The 18,484-nt window shown below is 69.7% G+C and carries 14 protein-coding genes; 3 read left to right on the plus strand and 11 right to left on the minus strand.

Annotated features, from left to right (window positions below):
* Nucleotides 1-214: 214 nt before the first annotated feature.
* From MOQ72_RS33855 to MOQ72_RS33865, 3 genes are all read left to right on the plus strand, one after another.
* Entirely contained in the window at nt 215-1,099 is an 885-nt protein-coding gene (locus MOQ72_RS33855) for a universal stress protein (RefSeq protein ID WP_242189894.1), read from the plus strand.
* 265 nt (nt 1,100-1,364) lie between these two features.
* Complete coding sequence (locus tag MOQ72_RS33860; RefSeq protein ID WP_242189896.1) at nt 1,365-1,874, plus strand: universal stress protein; 510 nt, start codon at nt 1,365-1,367, stop codon at nt 1,872-1,874.
* A 58-nt stretch (nt 1,875-1,932) separates the two neighbouring features.
* Entirely contained in the window at nt 1,933-2,820 is an 888-nt protein-coding gene (locus tag MOQ72_RS33865; protein ID WP_242189898.1) for a universal stress protein, read from the plus strand.
* A 26-nt stretch (nt 2,821-2,846) separates the two neighbouring features.
* Here MOQ72_RS33865 and MOQ72_RS33870 read toward each other — a convergent pair whose 3' ends face one another.
* From MOQ72_RS33870 to MOQ72_RS33920, 11 genes are all read right to left on the minus strand, one after another.
* The gene (locus tag MOQ72_RS33870) at nt 2,847-4,673 is read right to left on the minus strand and encodes a phosphoenolpyruvate carboxykinase (GTP) (RefSeq protein WP_242189900.1); all 1,827 of its coding nucleotides are present in this window, start codon (nt 4,671-4,673) and stop codon (nt 2,847-2,849) included.
* A gap of 479 nt (nt 4,674-5,152) precedes the next feature.
* Nucleotides 5,153-6,661 carry a hydrogenase large subunit gene (locus MOQ72_RS33875; RefSeq protein WP_242189901.1) on the minus strand — a complete coding sequence of 503 codons (1,509 nt, stop codon included), beginning with the start codon at nt 6,659-6,661 and terminating at the stop codon, nt 5,153-5,155.
* Complete coding sequence (locus MOQ72_RS33880; protein WP_242189902.1) at nt 6,658-8,127, minus strand: proton-conducting transporter transmembrane domain-containing protein; 1,470 nt, start codon at nt 8,125-8,127, stop codon at nt 6,658-6,660. The genes MOQ72_RS33875 and MOQ72_RS33880 overlap by 4 nt, the downstream gene beginning before the upstream one ends.
* Nucleotides 8,127-8,789 carry a hypothetical protein gene (locus MOQ72_RS33885; RefSeq protein WP_242189903.1) on the minus strand — a complete coding sequence of 221 codons (663 nt, stop codon included), beginning with the start codon at nt 8,787-8,789 and terminating at the stop codon, nt 8,127-8,129. The genes MOQ72_RS33880 and MOQ72_RS33885 overlap by 1 nt, the downstream gene beginning before the upstream one ends.
* Nucleotides 8,790-8,803: 14 nt before the next feature.
* Nucleotides 8,804-9,751 (minus strand): respiratory chain complex I subunit 1 family protein, encoded by a 948-nt coding sequence (locus tag MOQ72_RS33890; RefSeq protein ID WP_242189904.1) that lies wholly within the window; start codon nt 9,749-9,751, stop codon nt 8,804-8,806.
* Nucleotides 9,748-11,682, minus strand: a complete 1,935-nt coding sequence (locus tag MOQ72_RS33895) for a proton-conducting transporter transmembrane domain-containing protein (protein ID WP_242189905.1) — start codon at nt 11,680-11,682, stop codon at nt 9,748-9,750. Before MOQ72_RS33895 ends, MOQ72_RS33890 begins: the two co-directional genes overlap by 4 nt.
* A gap of 78 nt (nt 11,683-11,760) precedes the next feature.
* Nucleotides 11,761-12,246 carry an NADH-quinone oxidoreductase subunit B family protein gene (locus MOQ72_RS33900; protein ID WP_242189906.1) on the minus strand — a complete coding sequence of 162 codons (486 nt, stop codon included), beginning with the start codon at nt 12,244-12,246 and terminating at the stop codon, nt 11,761-11,763.
* A gap of 77 nt (nt 12,247-12,323) precedes the next feature.
* On the minus strand, nt 12,324-12,701 hold the full coding sequence (locus MOQ72_RS33905; RefSeq protein WP_242189907.1) for an ArsR/SmtB family transcription factor: 378 nt from the start codon (nt 12,699-12,701) through the stop codon (nt 12,324-12,326).
* A 191-nt stretch (nt 12,702-12,892) separates the two neighbouring features.
* Complete coding sequence (locus MOQ72_RS33910) at nt 12,893-15,589, minus strand: sensor domain-containing protein (RefSeq protein ID WP_242189908.1); 2,697 nt, start codon at nt 15,587-15,589, stop codon at nt 12,893-12,895.
* Nucleotides 15,590-15,832: 243 nt separating this feature from the next.
* Nucleotides 15,833-17,641: a choline/carnitine O-acyltransferase gene (locus tag MOQ72_RS33915; RefSeq protein ID WP_242189909.1), complete on the minus strand. Its 1,809-nt coding sequence runs from the start codon at nt 17,639-17,641 to the stop codon at nt 15,833-15,835.
* Entirely contained in the window at nt 17,638-18,459 is an 822-nt protein-coding gene (locus MOQ72_RS33920) for a class I SAM-dependent methyltransferase (RefSeq protein WP_242189910.1), read from the minus strand. The genes MOQ72_RS33915 and MOQ72_RS33920 overlap by 4 nt, the downstream gene beginning before the upstream one ends.
* Nucleotides 18,460-18,484: the final 25 nt, after the last annotated feature.

Here is an 18,484-nt window from a genome sequence, read left to right on the forward strand (position 1 = left end):
GCCCCCCCCCCCCCCCCCCCCGGGGGGCGGCGCCCGGGGGCCCCCCCCCCCCCCCCCCCCCCCCCCCCCCCCCCCCCCCCGCCCCCGCGGGGGGGGGGGGGGGGCCCCCCCCCCCCCCCGGCCGCGAAGGTGGTGACTATCTCCTCTAGCTGCGGATTCCGCGCGTGCGCGAGGGTCTTGGCTGTCGCCGCGCGAGGGCGGGGGTGCAGGATTCATGACCGTTGCGGGCACGAAACCGGTCGTCGTGGGCATCGATGGGTCCTCCTCGGCGGTCGATGCCGCGCGCTGGGCCGCCGTCGAGGCACAGCGGCGGCGCACCTGGTTGCAGGTGGTCTTCTGCGACGCCTTCGCACTGGCGTACCTGCCGGACCTGCCGACGATGCCGCTTCCGGAGACCTACGCCAATGCCATGACGCGGCAGGCCCACCTGTGGCTGCACCGGGCCAGGGTCGAGGCGAGTGAGGCAGTTCCCGAGGTGGAGGTGCGGACCTTCGTGCGCACCGGCGGAGCCATCCCGGTGCTCGTCGACGAGTCGCGAAGCGCTCAGCTCGTGGTCGTCGGCAGTCGTGGGCTCGGCGGGTTCACCGGCCTGGTCGTGGGATCGGTCGCAGTCGGCCTGTGCGCGCACGGACATTGCTCGGTCGCGGTCGTGCGGCAGCCGCCGACGACCGCTGCCGACGCCCCTGTCGTCGTCGGCGTGGCCGACCCAGCGCCCGAGGACACGGTGTTGCAGGCCGCGTTCGAGGAAGCCGTGACGCGCAGCGCCCCGCTTGAGGCCGTGCACGCCTGGTACGCGGTCGGCACCGAGGAAGCCTGGTACAGCTTCCACAGCGAAGGCCGTGCCGCGGCGGTCCAACAAGAGGAGGAGCGCATCCTCGCTGAGACGCTGGCGAGCTGGAGCGAGAAGTACCCGGGCGTCGAGGTGCGGCGGATCGTGGCGCGCGGCAAGCCAGCACGGGTCCTGCTCGACCACGCGCAGCACGCCCAGCTGGTGGTTGTGGGGTCCCGCGGTCGAGGTAGCCTCGCCGGGCTCCTGCTCGGCTCGACGAGCCAGCAGTTGGTGCACCACGCGCCTTGTCCGTTCATCGTGGCGCGCTGATCTCCCGCAGGCATGTCGCCGCTGCGTGACGGCGGGACCACCTCGGGGCACCGGTGACGAAGTGCCCTATCGGTTGCGGACTGGGGCAGCAACCTTGGAACCGCGCGGATGGGCGTGACCCGGGTTCTCGGAGGACTGCTTGCTCGCCAGGACAGCCTCCGGGAGTCCGGAGCGCTGCTGAGGTTCCGCTACCCGAGCCGATTCGCGCACCCTTCGACAGCCGTCATCCCGAAGTGGATCGCGACCGGAGTGCGGGGTGGGTTCCATGGCTCGCAGCGAGTTGCTCGTGGTGGGTGTGGACGGATCCGAGGCCAGCGCGCGCGCACTCCGGTGGGCCTTGGACGAGGGTCGGCGGCGTGGCGCGCAGGTGCACGCGATCATGGCGTGGAAATCGCACGCGGTACTGGGCGGACCGGCTCCGGTGTTGCTGCGGCCAGAACTGGCTCCGCACCACCTGCGGGAGCAACACTGGCAGGACCTGAACCGGGTGGTGCGCAGCTGCCTGGGCGGGGCGTCGACACCGGAAGTGCACGCCGAACTCGTCGAGGGCGAGGCCGCCGAGGTGCTGACGGACAGATCGGCGGGGGCGGCCATGCTGGTGCTGGGCAACCGGGGGCACGGCCGCGTCGCCGACGCGGTTCAGGCCAGCACGGCATTGCGGTGCATCCACCGGGCGCGATCCCCGGTGCTGGTCGTGCCGAGTGGCATGGCGCGTGCGGGAACTGGAGCGGCCGAACCGGACGAGGTGGCCGCCATCGACCCGGTGCTGGGTTGACGTCGACCGGCGCCGGGCTCATCGCATCAGGAAAGTCGTTTGGCAGGGGGCGATTGGGATGCCGGAAGCAGGCCGCAAGGCGATCGTGGCGGGGTTCGATCTCTCGGAGTCCTCCCGGCGGGCTGTCAGGTGGGCGGCGCGCGAGGCGTCCGCTCGCCGTCGGCCGCTGGTGCTGGTGCACGTGCTCGCCTGGCCGTTCGAAGAGCGCACTTCGGTCCGGGTACCGGGGGAGGCCGATCTGCGGGAGCCGCTTCAGCAGGCCCTGCGGCGCGAACTCGGCGTGTTGGAGACGAGCTGTCGGGAGATCGATCCAGCGCTCGAGGTGCGCAGCGATCTGCCGTACGGCGACCCGGCCGAGGTGCTCGGCGAGCAGGCCGCGGAAGCCGAACTGCTGGTGCTGGGTGGGCCGCGGATCGAGGAGGAACTCGGGGTGCTGGGCTCGACCTCGGCGGAACTGCTCTCGCGCCGGATGGGTGCGCCGGTCGTCGTGGTCCGCGGTAACCGCGAGCAGCCTGACTCGGGGCCAGTCGTGGTGGGCGTCGACGGTTCATCGACCAGCAGGCTCGCGATCGGCTTCGGCTACGACTTCGCGTCCCGCCACCGCCGCGAACTCGTGGCCGTGCACGCCTGGAGCGATCTGCCGTTGGATCCGTTCTCGCGGGTGCAGCAGTGGGAGCTGCCCTGGAGCGAGGTGCGCGACGACGCGCTGGAAGTGCTCGCCGAATCCCTGGCCGGATGGGGTGAGAAGTATCCGGACGTGGCAGTCCGGCGGGCGGTCACCCCGGAAAAGCCTTCCCAAGCCCTGCTCCGGGAAGCGCAGGAGGCGAGTCTGCTGGTCGTGGGCAGCCACGGTCGAGGTCGCATCCGACGCGCGCTGCTCGGTTCGGTCAGCCACGCCGTGGTCAACCGCGCACCCTGCCCGGTCGCGGTGCTCCGGGCGGGCTGACCTCGACTGGCCATTGTGGACTGTCGTCAGGTGCCGCTGAGCCGGTGCCGCAGTCCGGCCAGCTCGTCCCGCAGCGCGGCGGGCAGCTTGTCGCCCACCTTGGCGAACCACTCCTCGATCAGCGGCAGCTCCGCCCGCCACTCGTCGGGGTCGACCGCGAGCGCGGCGGCGACCTCGGCGGGATCGATCCCGCCGAGGTCGAGGTCACTGGCCGCGGGCACGAGCCCGATGGGCGTGTCGGTGGCGTCGGCGGTGCCTTCGATGCGGCCGACGACCCATTTGAGGACGCGGGAGTTCTCCCGGAATCCGGGCCACAGGAAGCGCCGGTCCGCGCCCCGGCGGAACCAGTTGACGTGGAAGATCCTCGGCAGCTTGGCGGCGTCGGCGAGCTTGCCGATGGCGAGCCAGTGCCCGAAGTAGTCACCGACGTGGTAGCCCATGAACGGCAGCATCGCCATCGGGTCCCGGCGGAGGACGCCGACCTGGCCGGTGGCCGCGGCGGTGGTCTCCGAGGAGAGCGTGGCACCCATGAACACGCCGTGCTGCCAGTCCCGGGATTCGGTGACCAGCGGGACGGTGGTGGCGCGTCGGCCGCCGAAGAGGATCGCGGAGATCGGCACGCCCTCGGGGTCGTTCCACTCCGGCGCGATGATCGGGCACTGCTCGATGGGCGTGCAGAACCGGGAGTTGGGGTGGGCGGCGGGCTCGTCGCTGCCCGGCGTCCAGTCGCGGCCCTTCCAATCGGTCAGGTGTGCCGGGGGCTGTTGGGTCATGCCCTCCCACCAGACGTCGCCGTCGTCGGTGAGGGCGACGTTGGTGAAGATGGTGTTGCCCTGCTCTATGGTGCGCATCGCGACCGGATTGGTGTGGTAGCCGGTCCCCGGAGCCACGCCGAAGAACCCGAACTCCGGGTTGACCGCGCGAAGCCGACCGTCGTCGCCGAAGCGCATCCAGGCGATGTCGTCACCGAGCGTTTCGGCCCGCCAGCCGGGCACGGTGGGTTGCAGCATCGCCAGGTTGGTCTTGCCGCAGGCGCTGGGGAAGGCGGCGGCGATGTAGTGGACCGAGTGCTGCGGCGAGGTGAGCTTGAGGATGAGCATGTGCTCGGCCAGCCAGCCCTCGTCGCGGGCCATGGCCGAAGCGATCCGCAGCGCGTAGCACTTCTTGCCGAGCAGCGAGTTGCCGCCGTATCCCGAGCCGTAGCTCCAGATGCCGCGTTCCTCCGGGAAGTGCGTGATGTACTTCGTCGAATTGCACGGCCACGGCACGTCCGGCTCGCCGGGCTTGCGCGGAGCCCCGACGGAATGCAGGGCTTTGACGAACTCGCGTTCGCCGCCGTCCGGGTCGATGAACTTCGCCAGTGCGCGGCCGCCCATCCTGGTCATCACCCGCATCGAGAGCACCACGTAGGCGGAGTCGGTGATCTCCACGCCCAGCTTCGGACTGCTGCTCTCCAGCGGACCCATGCAGAACGGGACGACGTACATGGTGCGCCCGGCCATGCTGCCCCGGTAGTGCTCGGTCATGACGGCTTTCATCTCGGCCGGGTCCATCCAGTTGTTGGTGGGTCCGGCGTCTTCCTCGCGCCGCGAGCAGATGAAGGTGCGGCCCTCGACGCGGGCGACGTCGCTGGGATCGGAGGCCGCCCAGAACGAATTCGGTTTCCCCGACAGGCGCACCAGGGTGCCCGCCGCGACGAGTTCGGTGGTCAGCCGTCGCCATTCCGCGTCGCTGCCGTCGCACCACACCACCTGCTGCGGGGTGGTGAGCTCGGCGACCTTCCGAACCCATTCCACGAGGGCCTGGTGGGTGGTGGGCGCCTGGTCCAAGCCGGGGATCGCAGTGGTGGTCATGGCTGGTCCGCCTCCAGTTCCGCCGCTCCGCGTTTTGCAGTTGTGGTTACGTCCAGCCCAATCTTCCGTTTTGTGGTTTCTCGTGGCTGGTTTGCGTCACGTTCCCCTGGGGTGCGGTTCGGGAGGACTGCGGTTGGCGCAGGGGGTGTCATGGCTTCTCTCCTCGCAGCAAGTGGCGGATCGCGTCGATGTCGTGCTGCGCGGTTAGGTCGAGGAGGATCCGCAGCCGCGCGCGTGCAACTGGACCTGGCGCCCGACCCGTCGAGCCCCGTTCATCGCCCCCCTGGACCTCGCCCACCCGACGTCGTGAGATCGCCCTGAATTCGCCAGTCATCCCGACAGCCAGCAGCCCCGTTGACCGCGGAACGAACTACATCATCTGCACATTTAAGGAATTTCGCAACTGCTTGATCTTGTCACGCGCCGGTCGTCGCGCTCGATTCGCGCACCTTATATCGGAAGTCGGGGTGCGGATGCGACTACAGGTCGTTCCCGGCATAGGAGAGGTTGAAACTCTTGTTGGTCAGCGGGAAGTCCGGGACGATCGTGTCGGTTAGCGCCACGGGCAGCGCGGGCCAGTTGAAGAAGCTGGGGTCGACGATCTTCGCGCGGGTAAGCGTGCCGTCCGGGGCGAGTTCGACGCGGTGCACGATGGTGCCGCGCCAGCCCTCGACGATGCCCACGCCGGAGCGGGCCGTGCGGCCCTCGGGCAACGCCGGAACCTGCGCCGGGCCGCCGAGCGCGCCCAGCTGGCTGGCGATCTGCTCGATGGATGCGTTGATCTCTTCGGCGCGGACCACGAATCGGGAGAGCACGTCACCGTCGGTGCGGGTGTGCTGGGTGCGGGCCGGGGTGTCGGGCAACGCCGGGTGGTCGTGCCTGGCGTCCACCGGGTGTCCGCTGGCGCGTGCCACGTAACCGAGGGTGCCGAGGTCGACCGCCTGCTGGGCGGTGAGGATCGCGGTGCCCGCGAAGCGGTCGAGGACCACGGTGTGGCCCAGCGCGAGATCCACGATCTCGGCGATGTCGCGGCCGAGGGCGGCCAGCCGGTCCGTGTCGGGGAGGGCTGCCACGGTGACCCCGCCGGGCACGATGGCGCCGCGGAGCAGCCGGTGGCCGGTGACGTGGTCGTTGATGCGCAGGAGTTGTTCGCGGACGCGCTGGGCGTGGGTGTTGAGGATGCTGTGGCCGACGTCGTTGCACAGTGCGCCGATGTCGGTGGTGTGGTTGTAGATCCGCTCCAGTTCCAGCAGAACCGCGCGGATGCGCTGCGCGTCGGACGGCACGGTCAGGTCGAGGGCGTCTTCAACGGCCAGGCAGAAGGCCAGGGTGTGCCCCACGGAGGTGTCGCCGCTGACGCGTTCGGCGAGTTCGATCCCCTGGTGGGGGCGGTGCCCCTGGAACAGCTTCTCTAGTCCTTTGTGGACGAACCAGAGGCGGGCCTTGAGGTTGAGGATGGTCTCGCCGACCACCGAGAAGCGGAAGTGGCCGGGCTCGATCATCCCGGCGTGCACCGGGCCGACCGGGATCTCGTAAACCCCAGGACCTTCGACGGTGCGGAACGGGTACGGCCCAGCGACGTCGCCGAACTCCGGCGGCGCACCGGCATCCGAGCGCATCGGGTACCAGCCCTGCGGCCAGTGGAAGTGGCGGACCAGGCGGCGGGGCAGCGGGTGGTCGGCGGGCACGATGCCGAACAGGTCGCGCATCTCCCGCTCGAACCGCCCGGCCGGGAACGACAGCGCGGCCAGGCTCGGCACCTCCGGCGCGTCGCGGTGCAGCGGCACCCGCAGCTCAACGCGGCGGTCCGGGGCTCCGGCGGTGAACAGGTAGACCGCGCGCAGCCGATCGCCGTCGTCGTGACCAGCGATCATCGCCACCCGGAACCCGTCGCGCAGCAGCGCTGCCGCCTGGTCGGGCAACTGGTCGGGGGTGATGGTCCAGGCGGTGCGGCGCGCACCGACCGGTTCGCCGGGAGAACTGGTCATCGGGCTCCTCCCACGATTTCGGCGGCCTGGTGCAGCAAGCTGGACAGCGGACCGGTGGTGACGCCGAGCGCCGCGCAGGCCAGCAGCCCGCCGACGAGCGCGACCGCGAGCGGTGCGGGCAGGCGGCGCGGCGCGGTGGCTGCACCGGGTCCCTCCGGTGCGGGGCCGAGCAACATCCGGCTGGTGTGGCCGATCAGCGCGGCAGCGATCACCAGGACCAGGAGCAGCGCGGTCGCGGTGGGCCAACCGAGACCACCGGCGAAGCCAGCTCGGGCGATGCCGAGTTCACTGGCGAACAGGCTGAACGGCGGCAACCCGATCAGCGCCAGCACCCCCAGCCCCAGGCACCAGGCCAGCACGGGGTGGCGGGCCGCGAGCCCGCGGACTTCGTCGATCCGGCTGGTGCCGGTGAGTTGTAGGAGCCGTCCGGCGCCGAGGAACAGGACTCCTTTGGCCAAGCCGTGCCCGAGGACGTGCAGCAAAGCGGCGGCCAGCGCGAACGGGGTGCCGATGGCCGCGCCGAGGGCGACCAGGCTCAGGTGTTCGATGCTGGAGTACGCCAGCATTCGCTTGTAGTCGCGTTGCGCCAGCAGCAGTGATGCGGCCACCAGAAGGGAGGCCAGCGCCATGCCCACCAGCAGTGCGCGGGTGAAGCCGATGCCCAGCGCGGCGTCGGCGATGACCTTGACGCGCAGGATCGCGTAGCAGGCGACGGACAGCAGCACTCCGGACATCAGCGCGGACACCGGCGCCGGAGCCTGGCTGTGCGCGTCCGGCAGCCAGGCGTGCAGCGGGGCGAGCCCCGCCTTGGTGCCGAAGCCGATGATCAGCAGCACGACGGCGATGCGGGTGACCCCTTGGTCGAGACCGGTCGCGTGCGCGGTGAGTTCGGCCAACTCCAATCCCGCGTCGCCAGGGGCGTGCGCGGCGGCGTAGTTGAGCAGGAAGGTGCCCAGCAGTGCCAGGGCGATACCGGCCGAACAGATCACCACGTACTTCCAGGCGGCCTCGACGGCCGCGCGGGTTCGGCGCTGGCCGACCAGGAACGCGGTGACGATGGTGGTGGCCTCGACCGCGACCCACAGCACGCCCAGGTTGGCGGCCAACACCGCGAGTGCCATCGCTGCCAAGAACAGTTGCACCAGCACGCTGTGCCGCGTCGCGGTGCGCGTTGTGGCCCGCCCAGCGGTGATCTCACCGTGCAGGTAGCTGGGGGTGGCCACAGTCGACAGCAGGCCGACAGCACCGATCACGATGAGCATGAACGTCGACAACGCGTCCACCCGCAGCAGCCCGCCGAGCGCGATGGACGGGTCGGCGCGGATCATCGCGATGGCGGCGGCCAGCATCAGCACGGCGCTGGCGGTGCTGATCCAGGCGGTTGCACGCCGCCATCCCAACGCCACGTAAGCGAGTGCCCCGAGCAATGGCACCGCCACCGGCACGGACATCAACAAGCTGGTCATCAGTCGCGCAACTCCCGCAGCTCGTCCAGATCGGTATCGCCGAACGCCTCGCGCATCCGGGTGGTGAGGATCTGCAGCACCAGCACCACGAACAGCACGTCCAGCGACACCCCGAGTTCGACGATCGGCCCCGCCCCGGCCGTGGTGAGGAATCCGATCGCGGTGATGCCGTTGTCCAGCAACAGGAATCCGATGAGCTGCGACAGGGCCAGTCGCCGTGTCACGAGCACGAAGAACCCGATCAGCACCACGGCCATCGCGACCGGGATCGCTTCGGCGGCAGGTGACGGCGCCAACTCGACCAGCGGTCGCGACACCGCGTACGCCAGCAGCGTCAGCACGGCTGCGGCCAGGAGCGAGGCGGCGACATTGACCAGCGGCCGGGTTTCCCGCCGCTGCGGACCGGCACCGGCCAACGCCCGCCTCAGCAGGTGCGGCAGCACGCCAGCCCGAAGCACCAGCACACCAGCGGCAACGACACCCAACTCCCAGGAGTTCTCCTCGGCGGCCAGGAGTGCGACGAGCGCGGCCAACGCGACGCCTTGCAACGCGAAGTTCCTGATCACGATGGCCAGTTCGCGCCGCCACAGCACGAGGACCGCGGTGAGCAGCAGGGCACCAACGGCCAGATCCAGCAGTTGCCCGTACAGCGTCTCGTCCATCCGCTTCTCTCTCCTCAAGCCAGGAAGAACGAGGCGCCGACGGCCAGCAGTGCGAGCAGGAACGAGCCAGCCAGCAATTCGGGCACCCGGAACAGGCGCAGCTTGGCCAGGAACACCTCGCCTGCGGCCAGGACCGCGCCCAGCAGTCCGACCTTGACCACCAGCGCCAACACACCGACGATCAGCGCGACCGGCGTCAGCGCGGTGGCGATGCCCCAGGGGACGAACAGGTTCGCCAGCAGGCCGAGGAAAACGCTCAACCGCATCGCCGAAGCCAGCTCCACCAGCGCCAGATCCGGACCGGCGTACTCCAGCACCATCGCTTCGTGCACCATCGTCAGCTCCAGGTGGGTGGCTGGGTTGTCCACCGGAAGCCGCCCGGTCTCGGCGATGATGACCACGCTGAGCGCGACCGCGGCGAGCAGGCTGACCGGGGAGATCACCAGGGCCGGTTCGTGCAGCATCGAGGACACGATCGCGCCGAGGTTCGTCGAACCGACCCGCACCGACAGCGCGAAGATCGCCACCAGCAGGGTGGGTTCGACCAGCGCGATGATGGTCATCTCCCGGCTGGCGCCCATCCCGCCGAACGCCGTGCCGGTGTCCAGCCCCGCCAGTGCCAGCGCCACGGTGCCAAGAGCCAGCAATGCGACTACCGCGAAGAGATCCGCCACCGCAGCGATCGCGGACGCGGTGGTGACGAACGGTGCGACCATCGCGACGACCAGTGCGGTGGCAACGAGCACCAGGGGAGCGAGCCTGAACACCTCGCTCGTCCCGCGCGGCGTCAGCGGTTCCTTGCGCAGGAGTTTGCGCAGATCCCGCCACGGTTGCAGGACTCCGGGGCCTGCACGGCCTTCGAGTCTCGCCCGGATCTGCCGCATCACGCCGACCAGCAGCGGTGCACCGCCGACGATCAGCACCGCCTGCACGATGCCGCCGACCAGACCGAGCGCGTTCACCGGGTCACCGCCAAGAGGAGCAGCAGTGCGCAGACGCTGTAGAAGCCATAACCGAGGTAGCGGTGCACACTGCCCGTCGCCAAGCGGCGTGCCCACCGGCCCCAGGCCGACACAGCTGCCAGGACCGGCGCGTACAGGCGGCGTTCGATCCGATCGGGCACCGCCCGGCGGTACTCCACGGTCCGGACCAGGTAGCGGGATTCCTCGTAGTGGCTCACGTCCACGTCCTGTTCGGGCTGCACCACGTTGTCGAAAACCCGTTGCAGCGGTTCGGCGAACGACGTCGCGGTGTACTCCATCCGAGCCGACAACGGGCCTGCGCCGCAGTCCCACAGCCGCGCGGTCCGCCGTGCCCGTCGGACCGCCACGGCACGCACGACGCCGACGGCCACGACCATCGCCGCCATCAGCGCGAGCGCGAGCAGCAGCGGGGAAAGCGACCCGGTGACGCCGATCAGGTGCAGCGTCACGGTTCCAGCCACCGCCGGATCATTGATCCGCAACGCGACTCCACTGGCCGCGCCGATCGCGGGCAGCACGACCGTCGGAGCCAGTGCCAGCACGGCACAGGCCACGCCAGCAAGACCCATCCCGGCGAGCATGTTTGCCGGGCTTTCGTGCGCGTGCTCTGCGATTCCGGTGCGCGGCTTGGCCAAGAACCCGACCCCGAACGCCTTGGCGAAGGTGGCCACCGCCAGCCCGGCGGTCAACGCGACCGCCGACACCGCGACCGGCATCGCGATGGTCGCCGCCGCGCCGGGTGTCGAAAGCCCGTGGACCAGCGCCTGCAGCAACAGCCACTCGGACACGAACGCCGTGCCGGGCGGCAGCGCAGACGCGGCAAGCGCACCCAACCCGAAGGCTGCGGTCGTCACCGGCATGCCGACTCGCAACCCGCCCAACGCGTCCAGGTCGCGAGTTCCGGTGCTGTGCAAGACAGATCCGGCGGCCAGGAACAGCAGCGTCTTGAAGGCCGCGTGCCCGACAACGTGCAGCAGCGCCGCGACCAGCGCCAGCCCGGCTAGCACCCGGTTACCGTCCACGTGGAACAGCCCGGCCGCGCCGAGGCCGATCAGCACCAGTCCCATGTTCTCGATCGTCGACTGCCCGAGCAGGCGCTTCAGATCGGTGCTCATCGCCGCCTGCAGAATGCCGTACACCGCCGAGGCCGCCCCCAGCGCCAGCACCAGCAGCCACCACCACTGGGCACCGCCGCCGAGCAGATCGAATCCGACCCGAACGATGCCGTAAACGCCCAGATTCACCATGGCAGCCGACATCAGTGCCGACACGTGGCTGGGAGCCTCCGGGTGCGCCCGCGGCAGCCACGCGTGCAGCGGCAGGATTCCGGCCTTCGACGCGAATCCCACCAGCGTCAGCACGAAAACAACGTTGCGCAGCGCGGGGGACAGGGGAGTGGCGCGCAGCGCGGCGAACGAGTCGTCCGCTGCCGCGGCGGCGAACACCAGCAGTCCGATGAGGACGGTCAAGAAACCCAGGTGGGTCAGCACCGCGTACCAGCGGCCCGCCCGCGCCACCTCGGCGCGTCGCCGGTGCTCGGCCACCACCAGCAGCAACGAGGTCAGGGCCATCAGTTCCCAGCAGACCAGGAAAGTGCCCACGCTCGCTGCCGCTGGTACCAGCATCATCGCGACGACGAACAGCGGAAACACGGTTTGCACGGCACGGGAGCGCAGGTCGTGTGCTTGCGCGTAGGAAATCCCGTAGACGCCGACGGCCACCGCCACCGCGCCCGTTACGGCGACGAACAGGCCGCCGAGGGCGTCCAGCGCTATCGACACCCCGGCCAGCGGCAGCAATCCGGGCAGTGCGAGTGAGAACGCCTGCCCAGTCATCGCTGCGGTCCCTGCGACCGCACCGGCCGCGCCGGTCAGCGCGGTGCCCACACCTACCGCTGGCCGGTCGGGCACGTGCCGGAACTACCAACGCCACCAATGCGGTCAGCACTCCGACGGCCACGGCGGAACCGAGGCCCGCTGCTGCGAAGTTCATCGACCGGTCAGCTTCCGCAGCCCTTCGACGATCGCCTCCGGTCGCGGCGGGCATCCGGCGATCTCCACATCCACCGCAACGAAGTCGCGCACCGCACCGGCCACTCCGTACGCACCGGCGAAGGCACCGCAGTCGCGGGCGCAGTCGCCGACCGCCACCACGGCCTTCGGACCTGGAACCGCGTCGTAGGTGCGCCGTAACGGCTCGGCCATGTTCCGGGTGACCGGCCCGGTCACCAACAAGGCGTCCGCGTGCCGAGGTGAGGCGACCAGCCGGGCACCGTAGCGTTCGGCGTCATAGACCGGCCCGAACGCGGAACCTATCTCCACCTCGCACCCGTTGCACGAACCCGCGTCGACGTGCCGGATCTGCACCGAGCCGCCCAACTGCGCCGCGACCGGGTGAGCCTCGCCGACCGGTTGCGCGGGCGGGGGCTCGGCCACCCGTCCGGTTCTGCGGATCTTGCGCCACAAACCCAGCACGCTCTCGCTCCTGCCTCGGATCGATCTGGGAAAGTTCGGCCACCCAGCTCTGCGGGACTCGGCGAGGTGGCTCTGGTTCACTCCGCTGGTCGCCCCGAGTCCCGCTGGCCGTGGTCGGTCGAGGCCGCCGACGCCGTGCGGAGGTCCTCCAACAACTCCACCTGGCCGGAGAGCACCCCGGTCAGGATGCGCCGCGCGACCGCCAGCAACTCCGCCACATGTGGGCTGGTCAGGGAGTAGAAGACGGTCGATCCCGCTTTGCGCGTCACGACCAGTCCCGCACGCCGCAGCACCGCCAGGTGCTGGGACAGGTTGGCGGCCTCGATACCCACGTCGGGCAAGATCTCGGCCACCGAGTGCTCGCGCTCGCTCAGCAGCTCCAGCACCCGGATCCGGACCGGATGCCCGAGCGTTTTGAAGAAATCCGCCTTCACCTGGTAGAGGGGCCTGCTCATCGACACCCCTCCTCGCGGGTTCGCGACGCGCTGCCCGCCCGGAGGCGGTCCATCGTGGTCATACCGCTGATCCTCCCGCACCCGCCCTCGCCTACCGCAGGACCAGTAGCTCGCGAGGTTCAGCAGTTGCAAACCTTAGCAACTCCGAAGTACATGTCACGCGGTGGGGCGCCGTCGCCCGGTTCGCCCGCTCAGATGTCGGGCAGTTCGTTGATCGGGACCGGTTTGCCGAAGTAGAAGCCCTGGGCGTGGTCGCAGCCCAGCCGTCGGATGATGTCGAGCTGTTCGACGGTTTCCACGCCTTCGCCCACGACCGTGAGGTCCAACGCGTGCGCCAGCGCGACGACGCTGGCGATCAGCGCCTCGGTGCCGCTGGAATCGCCCAGCCTGGCGATGAAGGACCGATCGATCTTCAGGGTGTTCAGCGGCAGGCGGTGCAACTGGGCGAGGGAGGAGTACCCGGTGCCGAAATCGTCGATGGCCAGCTTGACCCCCAGCTGGCGCAGTCCGCTGAGGACCTCCGCAGCCGCGGACGGGTCCTGCATCAGGGTGCTTTCGGTGATCTCCAGGCACAGGTAAGCGGGCGGGAGCGCGGTCTCGGACAAGATCATCTGCACGGAGGTCAGCAGGTGCGGGTCCTCGAGCTGGCGTGCCGAGAGGTTCGCCTTGAGCCGGAGCTCCAGGTTGTGGCGCCTCCGGTGCTCTGTGAGTTCCCTGACAGCCGTCCGCAGCGCGAACATGCCGATGTCGTTGATGAGGTCGCTCTCCTCGGCGAGCGGGATGAACTCGGCGGGCGAGATGGTGCCGTAGACGGGATGCGTCCAGCGCAGCAGCGCCTCGACCGCCGTGGTCCGGCAGGTGTGCAGATCGACGATCGGTTGGTAAGCCATCCAGAGCTGGTGCCGGGAGATCGCGCGGCGCAGGTCCTGCTCCAGGTTCAGGTGGCGTTGCACCCGCTTGCGCAGCCGAACGTCGAACACGGCGCAACGCCCGCGGCCGAGCTTCTTGGCTTCGTACATGGCCACATCGGCGTCGCGGAGCACATCGGCGGCGCTGCGCGGGTCGCCGGGCGCCGCCAGCACGATGCCGACGCTGGCGTCGACGTGCAGCTGGCGGTCCTCGACGTGGATCGGATCGGTGAGGCAGCGGCGCAGGTGCTCGGCGAGCAGGCGGAGCTTCCTGATGTCGTTCTCGTCCGGGGAGATGATCACGAACTCGTCGCCGCCGAGTCGACCGACCAGTTCGTGGTGCCGCGTGACGCGGCTGAGCCGTCCGCTGACCACGCGCAGCACGTCATCGCCGACGCTGTGCCCGAGCGAATCGTTGATGACCTTGAAGTGGTCCAGGTCGATGAACAGCACCCCGATGTCGCGGGTGCGGTGCCGCTTGCGCAACTCCGCTTCGAGGCGCTGCAGGATCAGCACGCGGTTGGCCAGGCCGGTGAGCGGATCATGCGTCGCATCCCGTTCCAGGCGCTCCCGGATGGCGCGGGATTCGGTCACGTCGGTGAACGAGAGCACGATCGGATGCGGCGGGTCGTCGTCGGGGTTGAGGGTGCGCGAGGTCAGCGACAGCCACACGCTGCGCCCGTCGCCCCGCCGGGTGCGGACCAGGCGCGCGTCCTGCGGCTTCCCGGTGCGCTGGCTCCACGTGGACGGGTGCGTGTGCGGCGGCAACAGCCCGCCCGCCTCGTCGAACAGCGGCCAGGACGCTGGCGGGGACCCGACCAGGTCGGCCTCGCTGATGCCGAGGATCTGCAGCGCGGCCGGGTTGGCCGATTCGACCAGCCCGGAGGTGCCGATCACGACAACACCCTCGACGAGGGCGTCGACGACGGTGGCGTGGTGCCGCTGGGCGCGTCGCAGTGCCGTCTCGTCCGTGCACACCAGCACGAACCCGCTGTCCATCTGGGCGACCGACATGGTGATGGTCAGGGCCGAGCCGTCGGCCCTCCGGTGCGTGGCCTCGGTGACGCCGCCAGCCGCCGCCAGCGCCGCCGGGTCGAGCGGCGCACCCACGACGTCGGCGACACCCCGGCCGATGGCGTGCTCGGCGGGGCAGCCGTAGATCGCCTCCGCGGCTGGGTTCCAGCTGGTCACGACCCCGCACTTGGTCGTGGCGATGATGGCGTTGCTGACGTGCTCGACCAGCGCCGCCTGGTAGCGCAGCGCGGCCTCGGCCGCCCGGCGGGCGGTGATGTCGCGCATGAAGATCTGGAACGCCGTCCGCCCCCGCCAAGTGGTTCGCACCGCCACCGCCTCGACCAGCACCGAGGCCCCGTCGAAGCAGCGCACCGCCGCTTGCACCCAGTCAGTGGTGGCACCCGAGGTCAGCAGCGTCGCCAGCTGCGCCTGCATGGTCGGCACGGATTCCTCGGCGATGAAGTCGGTGACCGGTCGGCCGACGACCTGCCCGGCGGATTCGGCACGCAGCATGCGCACGGCCGCGGGGTTCGCGAAAACCGCGACCCCCTCCTGCTGTATGTAGATCGCGTTCGGGGTGAGTTCGACGAGTTTGCGGTAGTAGTCGGGGAGCTCGGGCAGCTCCTGCTCGCCCGCTAACCCGTAGGTCACCTCGGTGGCGATCCCGACCAGCGCGCTGCCCAGTCGACGGGCTCGGAACCGGACGAGCCGCGCTGCGCCACCCGGCGGCTCGCAGAGCTGATCGAGCTCATCGACCTGCCAGTCCGGGGCCACCCTGGCCTTCTCCAGCAGCGGGGCCACCAGCTCGGACAACCGTGCGCGCAACTCGTCATCGCCAGCGCCGGGGATCCCCAGCAGTTTGTCCAGGCCGTGCCCCCAGGAGGCCCGGTCGTGGCTGAAGCTCATCGACCAGTGCACGGTGTCCGTCAACGACCACGCGGCTTCCAGGAGCTCGCGATCGACCATCGCGAACCCGCCAGGATCGTTTGGACACACCATTGGGCATCACGTTCGCAGCGGCTCGTGGTTCCTTACTACCCGCCATCGGCGGATCGCACACGAATGCGTTTCCTGGACGTGCGGTTGGGGCGGGAGGTACTGGCGGGACCCTTGCGGTTCCGCCTGCCCCGGCTCACCAGCGTAATCCACTGTGGAGCGCTCGGCGGACCGAGACGGCGCGGCACCGCCGTGCGAAGTGGTCCGACGCGACTAGCGCGCGGCTGGTTCGGTGGTGAGGAGGTCTTGCAGTTCGCGCACCGCTTGCTTGAGGTTGTCGGCGAACGCGAACATCTCGTCGGCCACCGGCCGCGGTGTGCTCAGGTAGAGGTTGAAGCGGTCCGGGAGCAGCACGTAGGCGACGCCGATGCACTGGCTGCTGGTGGAGCCGAAACCGAAGTACTGGATGTTGGTCGACGGTGCGGAGCTGGTGCTCAGGTAGTCGTCGCGCATCTTCCGCCAGCCCGGCGTCTCGTACAGCTCGAGGGGCTCGGTCGCGCCCAGCTCGGCGCCCCGGCGCTGCTGGATCAGTTGCAGCTCCCAGAGGTGTTGCTCGGGTGCTTGTCCGGCTTGGCACTCCTTCGCCCGCGCCACGTGCTTTTCCGCGGCCGCCCGGAATGCCGCCAGCCGGGCCGCCGCATCGGCGTCGGGGTCGGCCATGACGTCCACGAATCGCAGCACCTCGGGGGTGACGACGCGCATCGCCTCGGTGCGCCCGTGCTGGTACTGCCGAGTGGCGATCGACTCGTACGTCGCGCCGATGAGTCCCTTGGTGCGCTGGTGGCTCAGCTGATAGGCCATCTGCACGAACGCGTCCGGCGAGATGCCCAGCTGCTTCGCCTGGTTCGCGCCGAAGTCCTGGAAGGACACGGTTCGGGTGGCGGTGTTGTCGGCGTAGTCCGCGAACGACTCGGCGGCGGCCCGCGCATCGGCTCGCAGGTCGGCGTCGAGCACGAACTCGATCGCATCGACGGCGGGCAAACCACGGGACTCCCGCGGCGCTTTCGGCGACTCGGCCAGCAACGCGTCGACGAACGCGAGGATCGTGGTTCCGTCCAGGCCGCAGTGTTCCACGTTGATACCGGCCGTGCCGTCTTCGAAGACGATCAGCGACACCGCCTTGTCGAACCACCGGTTTCCGCTGTCGCCGTGCAGCAGCTGGTCGCACGCTTGCTGGGTGTCCTCGGGGGTGAAGTCCTCCAAGCACACGCAGAACAACGCAGATTCGACGGTGTCGAGCGCGTCCGCGTTGCCGGGATCGCAGGCGAGCAGGGCCTGTCGACTGGCGGCCCACTCCGCGCGCGCCTTGGTCGTGAGGTGCCCGACGGATGTCTCCGACGCGCGCACCGCGCCAGACTTCATGATCGTGCGCAAACCCGCCGCGAGGTCGTCAGCCGCATGCGGCTGACCGTCGGCGCTCAACACGTCCATGCGGAATAGGTTCCCGCGGAAGAACACCGCGATGTGCCGGGCTGGGGACGGGCCGGGCCACTCCTCGGAGTAGGGCGCGCGAACCGTGTCCTGCACCGGGCCGGGAATTCGGGTGGTGGAGAACAGGAACTTCTGCTGCTCCATCGACAGCGGTTGGCCGCGCTGGACGATCGGGGCGATGCGCTCGTCGTCGAGCAGCAGTTTGTAGTCGACCGCCGCGGCGATCAGGTCGGCCGCCCGTTCCACCTGCCGCTGCGCCGATTCCCGGAACAGGAAGAAGAAGTTCGCGTTGAGCGCGATCCGGTCGCGGCGGCCCAGGTACCGGTACGGCCAGAAGGTGTCGAGCCAGCTGTGCACGTCGGCATCGGCATTGTACTGCTCAAGAGCCGCGTGCAGCGTGCGAGCCGGGCTGTCCGGGCGCAGGAACGAAGCCACCGCGGCTTCGGTCGCCGCAAGCTCGTCCGGGGTCAGCAGCGGCGCGCACCACTCGACGAACCGCTGGCAGCTGTCCTCCAAAGTCGGCAACGGCACGCGGGGCAGCCGATCCTCATTGCCGAAGGTGCGGGTGGACCACGTCTGGCTGCTGTTCAATTTCGTCCTCGTCGTTGTCGCGGCAGGGAGATGTGGAGTTGGGCGTAGAGCCAGCCGTCGGCTTCCAGACCTCGTGGATCCACTCCCGCGGTCGACATCGTGTCCAGGACCAACGACTGCTCCTGTGCGGAGGCGAACCGGCGTTGTTCGAACATGCCGGTGACGGGCAGGGTCTCATATCCCAGTTCGGCCAATCGATGCGCTATCGGTTCGAACGGGAACATCCGCAGCACGAAATGCGCCATCCACGGCTGCTTGCCCGCGCTGGCGATCTCCGCGATGGTGCGTTCACCGACGTAACCGACGCAGCCGGTCGAGATGACCAGATCCGCGGCGGCCAGTTGCTCGCGTTGCCGATCGGTCGGCTCATCCTTCTCCAGGTCGGCGTGCACCGCATCGTCGATGAACCCGGCCGCGAGCGCATATGCGAGGGCCGGGGCCGAATTGTCGAGCCCGATGAACCGAATGTCGTTGAGCGGTCCGGCCGAACGGGCCCAGTTCCGGTCGCGGGCCAGCAGTTCCTCCCGGTCTGCCGAGGCGGCGTCCACGCCGCTGTAGCGCTCGTAGAGTTCATCGATCGTCGCGTCGAACCGCAGCAGTGCCGCGTTGATGCCGTAGGAACAACCGACGTCGAGCACCGTCGTCGGCGCGCTGACCCCGCTCGTTCGCCGGTATTCCTGGATGAGTTCCGCGAAATGCGGCTTGGCCAACTGCGGGATGCGGTAGTCGAGCCCGCGCAGGGCGCTGAAGTAGGCACGCGGATCGCGCTGGGTGTAGATCTCGTCGAGCGCGATCTTGCCGGTCGCATCGAAAGACACGGCAGTGCTCCTCTCGGCGTGCTCT

Origin of the sequence: Saccharopolyspora soli (assembly GCF_022678645.1) — a bacterium.
In the GTDB taxonomy this organism is placed as follows: Bacteria; Actinomycetota; Actinomycetes; order Mycobacteriales; family Pseudonocardiaceae; genus Saccharopolyspora; species Saccharopolyspora soli.